This is a genomic window from Haematobacter sp. (assembly GCF_032102465.1).
Taxonomy (GTDB): domain Bacteria; phylum Pseudomonadota; class Alphaproteobacteria; order Rhodobacterales; family Rhodobacteraceae; genus Haematobacter.
The window spans coordinates 23,537-37,459 of sequence record NZ_DAMDHB010000018.1; the positions used below are offsets into that span (position 1 = coordinate 23,537).

Here is a 13,923-nt window from a genome sequence, read left to right on the forward strand (position 1 = left end):
CTTTCACTCGTTGCCAGCATATTTCGCGCGCAGCGGTAAAGATTGAGTAACTTCCTGCGGTCATTATCGAATGGCACAAAGCGAGGCCTACGATGGACGCCATTGCTCTTCTTTCGAATGCTGCCCCAACGACGGATGCCGGGTTGGCGCCTGCTGCATGCGAATTCCTGGTGGGTCCGGCGTTTGAAGATGAGCTTGAAGCGGGGCCCGCCAATTCCAAAGAGCCTGAACCCGGGCCAAGGACATTGATGCCCAGCCCGCTGATTCCCTTCTCTGTCCGTCTCGAAGCAGAGGCGCCAAATTCGACTAAACTTGATGGCACTTACCGGGTTATGCCGGTTTTGCCAGATTCGGCCGTCCTGCAGGACATTCAGCCGGAAGCGGTTGAAATCGAGGATATTCGGTCGGAAGCTTTACCAAGTCCTTTTGAGACAGGCATGGAAGGCCCAGTGCAATCGGACGAGGAGAGGAAAAACCCGCCGCAACTCTCAGAGCAAACGGGGGCTGTCTCTGCGACCGCGGCTTTCGCTTTGCCGGTTATTTCCTCAGCAGCGGCTGAGACACGCACAATGCCGGAAATCAGGCCAGCGAGTAAGGAGTTGTCAGAGGGTTTTTCCTACGAGCAGCCGCATTTCCGGCAATCGGGAAACGCGCCGGGAAGTATCGAGAGCACGCCCCCCGCCATCGTCAGGCCGTCAACGGAATCGCAGGATATCGGGCCGCCGGCAGCCAAAAGCCTCACGCCTGACATGCACAATCGCATGGATATCGCGGAGCGCGGCCCCCCCAGCCGTGAAATAAATCCGCCCGAGATCGCCGCGGCGGTGCCGCCGCGACCGTCCGGCCAGCCCATGGGCGCGGAAGGCAGGGCGGATATCCTGCCGCCGGACAAGATGGCTTCCCAAGCGGCGGCGGGTGCCAGCCCCCTTCATACCGGCAAGGTCGATTTTGAGCCCGGCGGGGATGCGACGGAGCCCGAGAACCAAGGACGTGGGGCCGGACCCGATTCGCGCGGTGAGGCCGTAGTTGTCCTGGACAGAGAAGCGGTGGAGATGCCTGCTCTCCGCGAGTCTGGAAGGGCTGAACGACACTCGGAGGGCGTCAACGAAGCCCGTCCCCGTTTTTTCTCGCCGCCCGCTCCGGTCGCGGAGGAGGCACACCGGCTGCTTTTGCGGCAGGATGGTGAGGCGATGGAGCTGTCTCTGGACGACAAAGACCTTGGGCGGCTGGACTTGAAGATCCACGAAACACCAAGCGGTATCCGCGTGGAAGTTGATTCAAGCCGAGCGGACTCCCTGGACGCGGCAAAGCGTCAGGCAGCGGAGCTTCAGCGGGATCTCCGGCAGCAGGGCTATGGCGAGGTCAGCTTCCATTTCGGCGGCGAAAAGAGGCAGGACCGTCGTAATCAGCTCCGATCAGAGGCAGTCGAAACCCAGTTTGCCGTGACGATCGAAGCCGTTCCCCGAAAAGGTCTGGCTGGTGAGGACCGGCTGGATTTGCGCATGTGAGGACAAAGTGGACATTGCAAATACGACAGCGCAGCGCAGCACAGGAACGCCAAGCGCGTCAGGCGGAGGGTTCGCCAGCACCGATTTTCAGACATTCCTTCGGATGCTGACAACGCAGTTGCAGAATCAGGATCCGTTGAATCCGATGGAATCCAGCGAATTCGCCGTGCAGCTCGCGACATTCTCGGGCGTCGAGCAGCAGATGCGGACGAACCAGCTTCTGGAAGGGTTGGCCTCCGGCCCGGGGCTTGGGGGGGTGTCGGGCTTCTCCAACTGGCTGGGCAAGGAGGTGGCAGTGACCTCTCCCGCGGTTTACGATGGCGCGCCGTTGACCCTTCTTCCACCGGAGTTGGCGGAGGCGGATCGTGCCGTTCTGATTGTCCGGGACAGCGGTGGAGACATCGTCGCGCGTGAGGATTTCCCGATGGATGGCGGCGCCGTGAGTTGGGCGGGAAGCCTGTCGGGTGAGGTCCCCCTCCCGCCGGGCCGCTACAGTTTCAGCGTCCAGACGTATTCCGGGACAACACCGCTCACGACGGAGAGCGTGCCGGCCTATCAGCGCGTTGAGGAGATACGGGCCGACACCAACGGCGCCATCCAGCTCATCCTTCGGGGGGGTGCCCAGTTCAGCGCCGATCAGGTGGTTGCCATGCGGGAACCGGGATGAAGCTCAATCCTCCTCCAGCCACATGCGCAACTCCCGCAGAACCGGAAGAACCGCGCGCACACGTTCTGTGCCGAGCGCACGCGCCGTGCGTGACATGGCCGGAGAGATCGCGGCAAAGGCGGCATCGCGGGCCGCGCGGCCTGCGGGACTGATGGCCACGAACTTGCGACGGGCGTCGTCCCAGTCCGGGCGCACATGAACATGACCCGCCCATTCGAGTTTCGAAATGGTGTTGGACATCGCGCCACGGGTGACGTGGAAGGCGCGGGCAAGCTGGGCCGGCGTGCGCTCTTCGTTCAGATGGGCGAGGTGGTTGAGAACAGCGAAATGCGACAGTTCCATCCCCCGCGGCAGAGCCTTTGACAGCAAGGTCCGCGCGAGTTGATCGACCATATAGATTTCGCTGAAAAGAAGGGCGCCCAGCGGCTCGTGCTCCGGCGGCGTCATGGTCCCGCAAAGGCCCGGTCATGGTCGAGAGAGGGCACTCTGCCGCGGGCCTTGCGCACTTCCGCAAGGTCGAGATCGACGAACGTCACGCCCGGCTCCGTCCCCGCATCCACCAGAACCTCTCCCCAAGGGGCGACGACAAGCCCATGACCGTAGGTTCTCCGCCCCGGGCCCTTGCGCTCGACATGCGTGCCCGTCTGCGCGGGCGCGAGAACGAAGCAGCCCGTCTCTATGGCACGGGCCCGCAGCAGAGGCTCCCAATGCGCGGCACCGGTGGTGGTATTGAAGGCGGCAGGAACCGTAAGAATTTCCGCGCCCGCCTTGGCCAGCGCGCGATACAGATAGGGAAACCGCAGATCGTAGCAGATCGACAGCCCGACCTTCCCGAAAGGTGTCGCTACCACCTCCGCCCGCTCGCCGGGCCGATAGCCGGAGGATTCGCGATACACTTCCGTCTCGGAGACCTGCACGTCGAACATGTGGATCTTGTCGTAGCGCGCGGCGATCTCCCCCTCCGGCGTGATGAGGAAGGCGCGGTTGGCAAAACGGCCATCCGGGTCGTGCGTCAGAAGCGCGAGCGAGCCGATCAGCAGCCAGACCCCGTGGTCCCGCGCGCGGGCGCGAAGCGCGGCGAGAGTAGGATCGTCTTCCTCGTGGCGCAGCACTGCGCGCTGGTGGGCGCGGTCGGTGGAGATGCAGTTCGTCACCTCCGGCGTCAACACGAACTCCGCCCCGCCAGCCACCGCCTGATCGATGAGCGCGAGGGTGCCGGGGAGGTTTTCCTCCGGCAGATCGGTGACGTTGAGCTGAACCAGAGCCGCGCGCATCCCTTCAGCCCTTGAGCAGCGGATCGAGGCGACCGGCCGCTTCCAGCGCGTGCAGATCATCGGAGCCGCCGACATGCACATCGCCGATGAAAATCTGTGGCACCGTATGCCGCCCGCCCGCCCGCCGGGTCATCGCGCTACGCAGATCGGGATCACGGGACACATCGATTTCTCGATAGGCGACGCCTTTTTTGGCAAGCAAACGTTTTGCTGCCGCGCAATAGGGGCAGGTGGGCGTCGTGTAGATCTCGATATCGGCCATGGTATCCTCGTGGTTCGCGCCAGATATAAGTGCTTATCCCCCTTTCGCAACGCGTGCGAGCACAACCGCCGCGACCTGCGACGCCCCCGCCGCCCGGAGCGCCGCGGTGCAGGCGGCAAGGGTGGCGCCCGATGTCAGCACATCATCGACCAGAAGCACCGGGCGACCGGCGATCGCCGCGGCCCGACGCGGCGTGCAGCGGATCGCACCAGCCATGTTGGCAAAACGGCCTGCCTTGTCACGCCCATCCTGGCTGCCGGTGGAACGCGGCCGATGCAGCAGATCAACGACGCAGTCCATCGCGGTTTCCCGCGCCAGCGCCTGCGCCAGCAAGGCCGACTGATTGTAGCGCCGCCGCAGCAGCCTGACCCAGTGAAGCGGCACGGGCGCGATCACCGTTTCGGGAAGCAGGAGCGGTTCAGCTGCCTGCCTCAACCAGCGCCCGGCCGGACGATGAAGTTCGGTGCGGTCGCCATGCTTGAACGCCAGAACAAGCCGCCGCCCCGTCCCGGCATAGGTGAAGACCGCGCGCGCCCTGTCCCAGACCGGCGGTTCGCGCAGGCAGCCGTCGCAGAGCACGCCGTCTTCCGGCCCACCCGGCAGGGGCAGGCCGCAGGCGTCGCAGACCAGACCGTCCAGGAAATCCACATCCCGCCAGCAGTCCGGGCAAAGGCCGAAGTCCTCCGCCACCGGCGCGGCGCAGGCCACGCATTGCGGCGGATAGAGCGCGCGCAGGGCCGCGCGCCCTCCCCGCGCGACGAGCGTTTGCAAAGTGCGGACCCTGCCCCTAGATTCGGCAGGTTCCAAGGTAGGCTCATGCATCAACCACCCCAACTGACCGATCGCCCCCAACTTCTCCGCCAGCGCGAGCGGGCGCGGCGGGACCAACCCGCGCTCTTTCTGCATGATGCCGTGGCGGACGAGATGCAGGAGAGACTGACAGAGGTTAACAGAAGGTTTACGAACCCGGCCATCGTCACCGCTTTTCCCGAAGCGTGGCACGCCTTCCCCAATGCCCGATTCGTCGCGGATGAGGAGGTGCTGGACCTTGAGGAAGGCGCGCATGACCTGCTGATCCATGACCTCGCGCTGCACTGGTCCGCCGATCCGGTGGGACAACTGGTGCAGGCGCGCCGCGCGCTCCGGCCTGACGGGCTGTTTCTGGGCGCGCTTTTCGCCGGTCAGACGCTCAGCGAGCTCCGGGCCGCCCTGGCGGAGGCGGAGGTCGCGCTGACCGGAGGGCTGTCCCCCCGCGTGGCGCCGATGGGGGAGATTCGCGATCTGGGCGGGCTGCTTTACCGTGCGGGCCTGGCCCTGCCGGTGGCCGACGGGGTGAAGCTGACGGTGACCTATGGCGATCTCATGGCGCTGTTTCGCGACCTCCGGGCGATGGCGGAGACAAATGCGCTGGCCGCGCGGCGCAAGACGATGCCGCCGCGGATGCTGTTCCCGACGGCTGCGGAGATCTATGGACGGACCTATGCCCTGCCAGATGGCCGCCTGCCTGCCACATTCGAGATCGTGTATCTCACCGGCTGGGCGCCCGATGCCAGCCAGCAGCAGCCGCTGCGGCCGGGCACCGCGATTCAGCGGCTGGAGGATGCCTTGAACGCGCCCCGCGACAAAGGCACGAATTGAAATCCCGCGGCCAGCGGTTATCTCGCCGTTGTCCGCCAGCAGGAAACCCGACATGCTAGACCAGAAGCCATCCTCTCTCGCGGCTCGTCCCTCGCACGCCCCGCCGGACCATCCGCCGCTTCCGCCCCGCCGGATCGGCGTGTTGCTGGCCAATCTCGGCACGCCCGACGGGTATGACTACTGGTCGATGCGGCGCTACCTGAACGAGTTTCTCTCCGACAAGCGGGTCATCGACTACCCCGCGTGGAAATGGCAGCCGCTGTTGCAGACGGTGATCCTGACGAAGCGGCCTTTCTCCTCCGGCGCGAATTACAAGCTGATCTGGGACGAGGAGCGGGGTGAAAGCCCCCTGCTCACCATCACCCGCAATCAGACGGAAGCGCTGCGCGACGCGCTGGCCGCGCGCTTTGGCGAGGCCGTGACGGTGGATTTCTGCATGCGTTATGGCAACCCCTCGACCGCAGAGAAGGTGGCGGAGATGGTGGCCGCAGGCTGCGACCGCATCCTGTTCTTCCCGCTCTATCCGCAATATGCGGGGGCCACGACCGCGACCGCGAACGACCAGTTCTTCCGCGCCCTGATGGCCGAGCGGTGGCAGCCCGCCGCGCGGACCGTGCCTGCCTATTTCGACCATCCGCTCTATGTGGAGGCGCTCGCCCGATCCGTGGAGACCGCCTATGCCGCGCTGCCGGTGCGGCCGCAGAAGCTCGTCACCTCTTACCACGGCATGCCGGTGCGCTATCACCTCTCGGGCGATCCCTACCAATGCCAGTGCCAGAAGACGACGCGCCTGCTGCGCGAAAGGCTGGGTTGGGAGAAAGACGCGGTGGACGTGACCTTCCAGTCGGTCTTCGGGCCGGAGGAATGGCTCAAGCCTTATACGGTCGAGCACGTGGCGGTTCTGGCGCGGGAGGGCATCCGCAATATCGCCGTGATGGCTCCCGCGTTTTCCGCCGATTGCATCGAGACGCTGGAGGAAATCAACGGCGAGATCCGCCATGCCTTCGAGGAGGCCGGGGGCGAAACCTTTACCTACATTCCCTGCCTGAACGACGAGGCTGCCCATATCGCGGCGCTGGAGGCCATCGTGGCGGAGAACCTGGCCGGGTGGGTGGCCTGACTCAGACCGAAGTGGGCCCGAACAGACATGGGAAAGGGCGGTGGTTGCCCACCGCCCCCTGAGTTCCGGGCCGTGACCGGTCCTGCGACCGGCGTGCCGGGGTATCTCAGTTCGCCGCCAGAGCCGCGCCGACCAGCACGACGAGCAGCAGCGGCACGACCACACCGGCCGAGGAGGAGGACGTGTCCTGCACCACGACTTCCGGTTGGACGACCGGTTCCACGACCGGAGCGTTGATGTTTCCTGCGAAAGCCGAAGAAGCAGCAACCGACACGGCAGCCGCGAGCGCGATCTTTTTCATGTTGACCTCCAGTGATATCCCGCCCCGCGTATACGGAGCCGGGCCTGAAAAACGAGCCTCGTAAACTCCAGTAATCACCGAAAATTGCGCCTGCAAAGAGGGTTTGAGCGGAGCGCCGCTTACACCCCTGAGGAGGCGTCAAATTAGCAACACCTGTGTGCCCACATTGGCCATGCCGAACAGCTCGGCGATGTGTTCATTGTAAAGCCCGATGCAGCCGTTGGAGGACCGCCGTCCGATCTTGCGCGTATCCTGCGTTCCATGGATCCGGTAGTAGGCCCAGGAGAGGTAGAGCGCATGCGTGCCCAGCGGATTGTCCGGGCCCGGCCCGATGAAATCCGGCCAGTCGGGATTGCGCTGCTTCATCGCCGGTGTCGGGCGCCAGGAGGGGCCGTCAACCTTCTTCACCACCTCGGTCCGTCCCTTGCGGGTCAGATCGTCGGTCTCCGGCACGGAGGTCGGATAGAGCCGGTAGATCGTCTGGTCCTCCGACCAGAAATGCAGCGCGCGGCTGTTGATATCGACCAGAATCGCCCCGTTCCTGGTATTGCTGAAGTAGTCCTGCCAGTGATGCGTGCGAAAGCTGGAGATGTTGCGCCGGATCGTCGGCGACAGCGGTTTTTCCATCTCGGTGGAGTTGGACATGTTCGCCTGAGCGCGGGCGACGGCCGGTGCTGCGAGGCTGCCGAGCAACATGCCCCCGACGAACATGCGCCGGCTGAAACCGACCCCAGAAGCGGAACCCTGCGACTTCTTCATCCCTCACTCCTTCGACCGCCCGTGGCGATCTGATTGCGGCGTCCTTTCACCTTGACAGGTGTGCTTCTGGTCATCCCAGAATTTGCGCTTTAATGCTCTCTGTCACAGGCTGCAAATCAACAAATACTCGTGATGCCGCCTTTTGACAGGGATATTTGCGACCGCGGGCCCGGGCGGCTACATCTCCGGGGACCCTTCTCCAACAGGCAAACGAACCACATGCTCCGAACTTCGCTTCTTCTGCTCACCACCGCGGCGACGCTCGCCGCCTGTTCCTCGCCGCCGCCCATCCAGTATGGCACGGATGGGAAGCCGCTGCCCCGCCTTTACCAGCTGAGCGCCGGAGAGACGGGCGCCATCCAGTACCGGATGCTGGACGGGGTGAATGCGCTCCGCTCGGCGCGCGGGCTGGCGATGCTGCAGCTTTCGCCGGAACTGAACGCCGCCGCTGCGACCCATTCGCGCGACATGGCGGTGCAGAACCGGCCCTGGCACTTCGGCTCCGACGGCTCCTCGCCCATCATCCGGGCGCAACGCGCGGGTTATGGCGGTGAGGTTCGGGGGGAGCTCATCTCCGAAACCTATGAGACGGAGCTGGAGACGCTGGCCGCGTGGATGGAGGACAAACCCTCGCGCGAGACGCTTCTCGACCCGGCCGCCCGCCTGATGGGGTTCGACTTCTTTCAGGATGGCAGGGGCAAGATATGGTGGACGATGCTGCTCGGAAGCTGATCCGCACAGCGCAGACGCCACGGCCTCCCGGGGAGAGGTCGTGGCAACCGACGGGAAGGGGCCGTGCGGCCCCTTTTCCTATGGCAGCAGGTAGATCGGCGTTCCTTCACGGACCATGGAGTATATCTCCTCGATCTCCTTGTCGGTCACGGCGATGCAACCGGCCGTCCAGTCCCGCGCGCGGCCCTTGGCCCAACCGGCCTCTCCATGGATGAAGATGTCACCGCCCGGAGAGAGGCCGAGCGCACGCGCGACCTCCACATCATGCGGGTTGGGATAGGAAATCCCGACCGACAGATGATACTGGCTGTTGGGATTGCGCCGGTCGATGAAGTAGAGCCCCTCCGGCGTGCGGCCATCGCCCGAAATCTGCTTGTGGCCCTGAGGCTGCGGCCCCAGCCCGATGTCATAGGTCTTGATCGCGATATTGTCGTGCAGCAGATACATTTTCCGCTGCGACTTGTGCACCTGTATCGACGTGACCTCTGGCCCGTCATAGCTTTTGAACTTGGATTGCGCTCCGCAGGCCGTCAGCGTCACGCAAAGCAAGAGAAGCGAAAGAATTCGCCACATGGTTATGGTCCTGCCCGTCCCTTTTTTTATTGCCCGGGAGGGTAGCAGATTTCCGCCAGATTCGCCTAGGCGGTTTGGACGTCAGTCGCGGCGGAAAGATGCAACCAGTTCCACATGGGTGGACCAGCGGAATTGATCCACCGGCTGGACCCAGTCCAGCCTGTAGCCCGCGCCCGTGAGCAGACGCGCGTCACGGGCGAAGGTCAGGGGATTGCAGGAGACACCGGCGATTCGCGGCACGCCCGCAGCGGCGATCTCTCGCGTCTGGGCCTCGGCTCCGGCGCGCGGGGGGTCGATGACCACCGCGTCGAGCCGCTTGAGTTCGGGGACGAGCAACGGGCGGCGGAACAGGTCGCGCGCCTCTGCCGTGACCTTGCGCAGCCCCTGGGCGCCCCGCCAGCCGCGTTCCAGCGCCCGGATGGCCGGTGCGCTTCCCTCTACGGCCAGCACCTCGGCCCGCTCGGCCAGCGGCAGGGCAAAGGTGCCGGACCCGCAGAACAGATCCCCCACGCGAGGGGCGGTCCCGACGATCTCCCGCATGGCGGCGAGCAGCGCGGCCTCCCCTTCGGCGGTGGCCTGAAGAAACGCGCCGGGGGGCGGCGAGACGAGGGCCGCGCCGAATCGCTGGAACGGCTCGGCGGCCTGCACGGCGACCTCCCCCTCCCAGCTCAGACGTGCGATCCCGTGCCGCCCCGCGATCACCGCCAGATCCCTGCGGAGCGCGGCGTCCAGCGGCTTGCCGCCCGTCACCGCCAGATCGGCCCCGCCGATGGCACGGGTGAGGGTAAGCGTCAGTTCCGCCTTCCGCGAGGCACCGAGCAGCGTCACCTCCTCCAGCGCCGGGCGGAGGGCCATCAACTCGGGATGGAGGAGCAGGCAGGCAGGCGTATCCACGAGCTGATCGGAAGCGCGCCCGTGAAAGCCGATCATCGCCCCTGTCTTGGTGCGCCGCCCGGACAGCGCCGCCCGGCGGCGGGACCGGGGGGGCGAGGTCAGGATGGGGCGCAGTTCCGTCTCGATCCCCTGTGCGGCAAGGGCTGCCGCCACCACCTGCGTCTTCCACGCGGCCACGAAGGCGTCGGAGGCATGCTGGAGCGCGCAGCCCCCGCAGGCACGGTAATGCGGACAGGGCGCGCGGACCCGGTCTGAGGAAGGGGTGACGATGCGCGGCTGGGCGAGGCGATCGCCCAAGACATCCCCCGCAACCTCTTCCCCCGGGAGGGCGCCGGGAATGAACACCGGGCCGTCCGCCCCCACGGCAATCCCGTCGCCATGATGGCCGAGGCGCTGAACGGTGAGGGTCATTCCGCCGCCTCCGTCTCCGCCCCGTCCATGGGATCGACGGCCAGAAAGCCGCCCGACTGCCGCCGCCAGTAGCGGGCATAGAGACCGTCGCGGGCCAGCAGGGCGTCATGCGTGCCCTCCTCCACGATCCGGCCCTCGTCCAGCACCACGATCCGATCCATCGCGGCAATGGTGGAGAGGCGGTGCGCGATGGCGAGGACGGTCTTGCCCTCCATCACCCGGTCGAGCGAGTCCTGAATGGCGGCCTCCACCTCGCTGTCCAATGCGGAGGTGGCCTCGTCCAGCACGAGGATCGGCGCGTTCTTCAGGAAGGCGCGGGCGAGGGCTATCCGCTGCCGCTGGCCGCCGGAGAGCTTCACCCCCCGCTCGCCCAGATGCGCGTCATAGCCCTTGCGCCCCTGATGGTCGGACATCTTCAGGATGAACTCATGCGCCTCGGCGGCCTTGGCTGCGGCGATCATCTCCTCCTCCGTCGCGTCGGGGCGACCGTAGAGAATGTTGTCGCGGGCGGAGCGGTTGAACATCGCCGTCTCCTGCGTGACCATGGCGATCTGGCGGCGCAGGCTCTCCTGCGTCACGTCGCGCACGTCGTAGCCGTCGATCAGAACGCGCCCCTTCTCCGTGTCGTAGAGCCGGAGAAGCAGCGCGACCAGCGTCGATTTCCCCGCACCCGACGCGCCCACCAGAGCGACCTTCTGCCCAGCGGGAATGTCGAGCGTGACGCCCCGGACCCCGGCCGACCCGCCGCCATAGGTGAAGGTCACGTCGTCATAGGTCATTGCCCCGCTCACCCGCGTCAGTTCGATCGCATCGGGCTTGTCGGTCAGGCTGTGCAGGCGGGAGAGGGTGTTCATGCCGTCCTCGATCTCGCCCACATTGGCATAGATGCTCATCAGCGACATGGAGACCCAGCCCGTCATCTGCGAGATGCGGAGCGCGATGGCCCCGGAGGCCGCGATATCCCCCGCCGTGGCCATGCCCCGCGTCCAGAGCAGCAGCGCCCCCCCGATGAGCACCACGGGCAGGATGCCGCCCAGCGCATTCAGCCCGAAGCGCAGCCAGGTGGAGACGATGCCGAAGCGGATGGTCTTGCGGCGGTAATCGCTCATCGCACCTAGGGCGACCTGATCCTCGAAATCCGCGTGGGCAAAGAGTTTCACCGTCTTGATGTTGGTGATCGTGTCCACGACATGGCCGGAGATCATCGCCCGCGCCGCCGCCCGCTGGGTCGAGCGCTTGCGGACACGCGGCAGGAAGTAGCGGATGAGCAGCAGGTAGAGCAGCAGCCAGACCGCCAGCGCCAGTGCGATCCACGGGTCGATGGCGACCAGCACCGCGACCGAGCCGACGACCGAGGCAAGCGCGAAGGTGACCGCGTTGATGAAATCGGTCGCGGTTTCCGTCACGGCGCGGGCGGTCTGCATCTGCTTCTGCGCGATGCGCCCCGCGAAATCGTTGTCGAAGAACGTGACGGACTGGCCCAGCGTCCAGCGGAACAGCCGCGAAAGGACCAGCGGCATCACGTTGGGCGCGACCAGCAGGTTGTTGGCCGCCGTGGAGACGCCGATGGCCACCGGGCGCAACACCGCAAAGAACAGCACGAAGCCGATCAGCGTCGCGGAATGGGCGGAGAAGTAATCCGCCGTCGCGGTGCTGGTCGTCGTGTCGATCACCCGCCCCAGCACCAGCGCCGTCATGACCTCCAGCACGCCCGCCAGCGCCGCGAGCACCCCCGCGATCAGCAGCCACACCCAGGCGCCCTTGATGCACCACAGGAAGAAGGCGCCCAGCGTCTGCGGCGGCGACGATTCCGCCGGGATGAAGATATCGGCGTTCGTGACCCCTCTCATGCGGGTTCTCCTGCGGTCAGGGGAGCGTTCTCCCCGTTGGTCGTCTTCGGGCCAGTCCCTGCCTCAGTCTCTGCCTCAGTCTCTGGGCCACTCTCCATCCCGGTATCCATGCCGAGGAACCCGCCCGACTGCCGCGCCCAGAGGCCGGCGTAGATGCCGCCCGCGGCCAGCAGCTCGTCATGGCTGCCGTCCTCCACCACGCGGCCGGCATCCAGCACAACGATCCGGTCCATGGCGGCGATGGTGGACAGGCGGTGCGCGATGGCGATCACCGTCTTGCCCTCCATCACGCCGTAGAGCGTCTCCTGAATGGCGGCCTCCACTTCGCTGTCCAATGCGGAGGTGGCCTCGTCCAGCACGAGGATCGGGGCGTTCTTCAGGATCACGCGGGCCAGCGCCACACGCTGCCGTTGCCCGCCGGAGAGCTTCACCCCCCGCTCGCCCACCTGCGCGTCATAGCCCGCGCGCCCCTCGCGGTCGCGCAGCTGGAGGATGAAGTCATGCGCCTCCGCCCGCTTCGCCGCGGCGATCATCTCCTCCTCCGTCGCATCGGGGCGACCGTAGAGGATATTCTCCCGCACCGTCCGGTGGAGAAGCGAGCTTTCCTGCTGCACCATGCCGATCGCACGGCGCAGGCTGTCCTGCGTGACCCCGGCGATGTCCTGCCCGTCGAGCAGGATGCGGCCGCGCTCCGGGTCGTAGAACCGCAGCAGCAGCTTCACCAGCGTCGTCTTGCCCGCGCCGGACCGCCCGATCAGGCCGATCCGCTCGCCCGGGCGAACGGTGAGGGTGACGCCGTCCAACCCCGCGCTGCCGCGGCCGTAGTGGTGGCTCACGTTTTCGAACTGGACGAGCCCCTTGGTGAGCTTCAGCGCCACCGCCTCCCGCCGGTCAACGAGGTGGATCGGCTCGGCCAGCGTCTGCATCCCCTCCTCCACGATGCCGAGCGACTGGAAGAAGTGGGTGAGCGCCCACATGATCCAGCCGGTCATCGCGTTGAGCCGGAGGGTCAGGGCCGTTGCCGCCGCGACCGCCCCCACAGAGGCGCTCCCCTGCATCCAGAGCCAGAGCGCCCAGCCCACGACGGCCACGATCAGCAACCCGTTCAGCGCCATCAGCACCACATCCATCGTGGTGAACACGCGCATCTCCCGCGCGGTGGCCTGCCGGAACCGCTCCATCCCCTCGCGGGCATAGTCCACCTCCTTGCCCTGATGGGCAAAGAGCTTGACCGAATGGATGTTGGTGTAGCTGTCCACCACCCGCCCCGTCAGCGCGGAACGGGCGTCCGAAGCGGCCTGCGAGGCGACGCTCACCCGCACCATCGTCCAGCGCATGAGCAGCCCGTAGAGCACGAGCCAGCCGAGCAGCGGCAGCGCCAGGCGCGGATCCGCATCCGCCAGCAGCACGGTCGCGCCGATGATATAGGCCAGCGCAAAGGTGATCGCGTCGAAAATCTGATAGACGGCATCTCCCGCAGAACCGGGGGCCTGCATGATCCGGTTGGCGACCCGCCCCGCGAAGTCGTTCTCGAACCAGCCGACGGACTGGCGGAGCACATGGCGGTGCGAGCGCCAGCGGATGAGCGTGCCGAAGTTCGGCACGATGGTGTTGTTGAGAAACGCCACCGACAGCCCCTGGACCACCGGGCGGAGCGTGAGCATGAACAGGCCCGCCAGCAGCAGCTCCGTCCCATGGGCGGCCCAGACCTCCGCCGGGGTGCCCTGCGAGAGGAAGTCCACCACACGGCCCATGTACCACACCAGCGCCACCTCCACCGAGGCCACGATGATGCAGAGCACCGCCGTGATGGCGAACACCCCGCGAAAGGGCCGGGCGAAGGACAGCAGGAACGGCCACAGGCGGCGCGGAGGGGCATCCCGCTCCTCATACGCCGTGTAGGGATCGACAAGGGTTTCAAAGAAGCGGAACAT

15 protein-coding genes are annotated in these 13,923 nt (G+C 66.1%); 5 read left to right on the top strand and 10 right to left on the bottom strand.

Translation table 11 applies throughout. The annotated features are described in order from the left end of the window. The first annotated feature begins 92 nt into the window (after positions 1-92). A complete protein-coding gene (locus RT513_RS12440; protein WP_290688920.1) occupies positions 93-1,508 on the top strand; it encodes a flagellar hook-length control protein FliK in 1,416 nt (471 codons plus the stop codon). Between the two features lie 7 nt (positions 1,509-1,515). Continuing rightward, positions 1,516-2,175 carry a flagellar hook capping FlgD N-terminal domain-containing protein gene (locus tag RT513_RS12445; protein ID WP_290688918.1) on the top strand — a complete coding sequence of 220 codons (660 nt, stop codon included), beginning with the start codon at positions 1,516-1,518 and terminating at the stop codon, positions 2,173-2,175. 3 nt (positions 2,176-2,178) lie between these two features. Here the strand turns inward: RT513_RS12445 and RT513_RS12450 are convergent, their stop codons facing one another. Genes RT513_RS12450 through RT513_RS12465 form a run of 4 tightly spaced genes read right to left on the bottom strand, consistent with a single transcriptional unit; the run spans position 2,179 to position 4,482 of the window. Then, a complete protein-coding gene (locus tag RT513_RS12450; protein ID WP_290688916.1) occupies positions 2,179-2,622 on the bottom strand; it encodes a MarR family winged helix-turn-helix transcriptional regulator in 444 nt (147 codons plus the stop codon). Beyond that, the gene (locus RT513_RS12455) at positions 2,619-3,449 is read right to left on the bottom strand and encodes a carbon-nitrogen hydrolase family protein (RefSeq protein WP_290688914.1); all 831 of its coding nucleotides are present in this window, start codon (positions 3,447-3,449) and stop codon (positions 2,619-2,621) included. The genes RT513_RS12450 and RT513_RS12455 overlap by 4 nt, the downstream gene beginning before the upstream one ends. Positions 3,450-3,453: 4 nt before the next feature. Next, the gene (gene grxC / locus RT513_RS12460) at positions 3,454-3,711 is read right to left on the bottom strand and encodes a glutaredoxin 3 (RefSeq protein WP_088215742.1); all 258 of its coding nucleotides are present in this window, start codon (positions 3,709-3,711) and stop codon (positions 3,454-3,456) included. Between the two features lie 33 nt (positions 3,712-3,744). Continuing rightward, the gene (locus RT513_RS12465; RefSeq protein WP_256947325.1) at positions 3,745-4,482 is read right to left on the bottom strand and encodes a ComF family protein; all 738 of its coding nucleotides are present in this window, start codon (positions 4,480-4,482) and stop codon (positions 3,745-3,747) included. A gap of 45 nt (positions 4,483-4,527) precedes the next feature. Between RT513_RS12465 and RT513_RS12470 the strand changes: the two genes are divergently transcribed. Next, positions 4,528-5,349: an SAM-dependent methyltransferase gene (locus RT513_RS12470; RefSeq protein ID WP_290688911.1), complete on the top strand. Its 822-nt coding sequence runs from the start codon at positions 4,528-4,530 to the stop codon at positions 5,347-5,349. Between the two features lie 52 nt (positions 5,350-5,401). Then, on the top strand, positions 5,402-6,469 hold the full coding sequence (gene hemH / locus RT513_RS12475) for a ferrochelatase (protein WP_290688909.1): 1,068 nt from the start codon (positions 5,402-5,404) through the stop codon (positions 6,467-6,469). A 106-nt stretch (positions 6,470-6,575) separates the two neighbouring features. On the opposite strand, the gene RT513_RS12480 is transcribed toward hemH, so the two are convergent. Further along, a complete protein-coding gene (locus RT513_RS12480) occupies positions 6,576-6,770 on the bottom strand; it encodes a hypothetical protein (RefSeq protein WP_088215738.1) in 195 nt (64 codons plus the stop codon). Positions 6,771-6,908: 138 nt separating this feature from the next. Continuing rightward, positions 6,909-7,529, bottom strand: a complete 621-nt coding sequence (locus RT513_RS12485; RefSeq protein ID WP_373447802.1) for a L,D-transpeptidase — start codon at positions 7,527-7,529, stop codon at positions 6,909-6,911. 219 nt (positions 7,530-7,748) lie between these two features. Here RT513_RS12485 and RT513_RS12490 point away from each other — a divergent pair, with 219 nt between their 5' ends. Beyond that, on the top strand, positions 7,749-8,261 hold the full coding sequence (locus tag RT513_RS12490) for a CAP domain-containing protein (RefSeq protein WP_088215737.1): 513 nt from the start codon (positions 7,749-7,751) through the stop codon (positions 8,259-8,261). Between the two features lie 78 nt (positions 8,262-8,339). Here the strand turns inward: RT513_RS12490 and RT513_RS12495 are convergent, their stop codons facing one another. The 4 genes from RT513_RS12495 to RT513_RS12510 all read right to left on the bottom strand — a co-directional run bounded on the left by RT513_RS12495 (position 8,340) and on the right by RT513_RS12510 (position 13,923). Further along, complete coding sequence (locus RT513_RS12495) at positions 8,340-8,834, bottom strand: murein L,D-transpeptidase family protein (protein WP_088215736.1); 495 nt, start codon at positions 8,832-8,834, stop codon at positions 8,340-8,342. An 81-nt stretch (positions 8,835-8,915) separates the two neighbouring features. Beyond that, the gene (locus tag RT513_RS12500; RefSeq protein WP_290688907.1) at positions 8,916-10,139 is read right to left on the bottom strand and encodes a class I SAM-dependent RNA methyltransferase; all 1,224 of its coding nucleotides are present in this window, start codon (positions 10,137-10,139) and stop codon (positions 8,916-8,918) included. Beyond that, a complete protein-coding gene (locus RT513_RS12505; RefSeq protein WP_088215734.1) occupies positions 10,136-11,989 on the bottom strand; it encodes an ABC transporter ATP-binding protein in 1,854 nt (617 codons plus the stop codon). The genes RT513_RS12500 and RT513_RS12505 overlap by 4 nt, the downstream gene beginning before the upstream one ends. Continuing rightward, positions 11,986-13,923 carry an ABC transporter ATP-binding protein gene (locus RT513_RS12510; protein WP_290688906.1) on the bottom strand — a complete coding sequence of 646 codons (1,938 nt, stop codon included), beginning with the start codon at positions 13,921-13,923 and terminating at the stop codon, positions 11,986-11,988. Before RT513_RS12510 ends, RT513_RS12505 begins: the two co-directional genes overlap by 4 nt.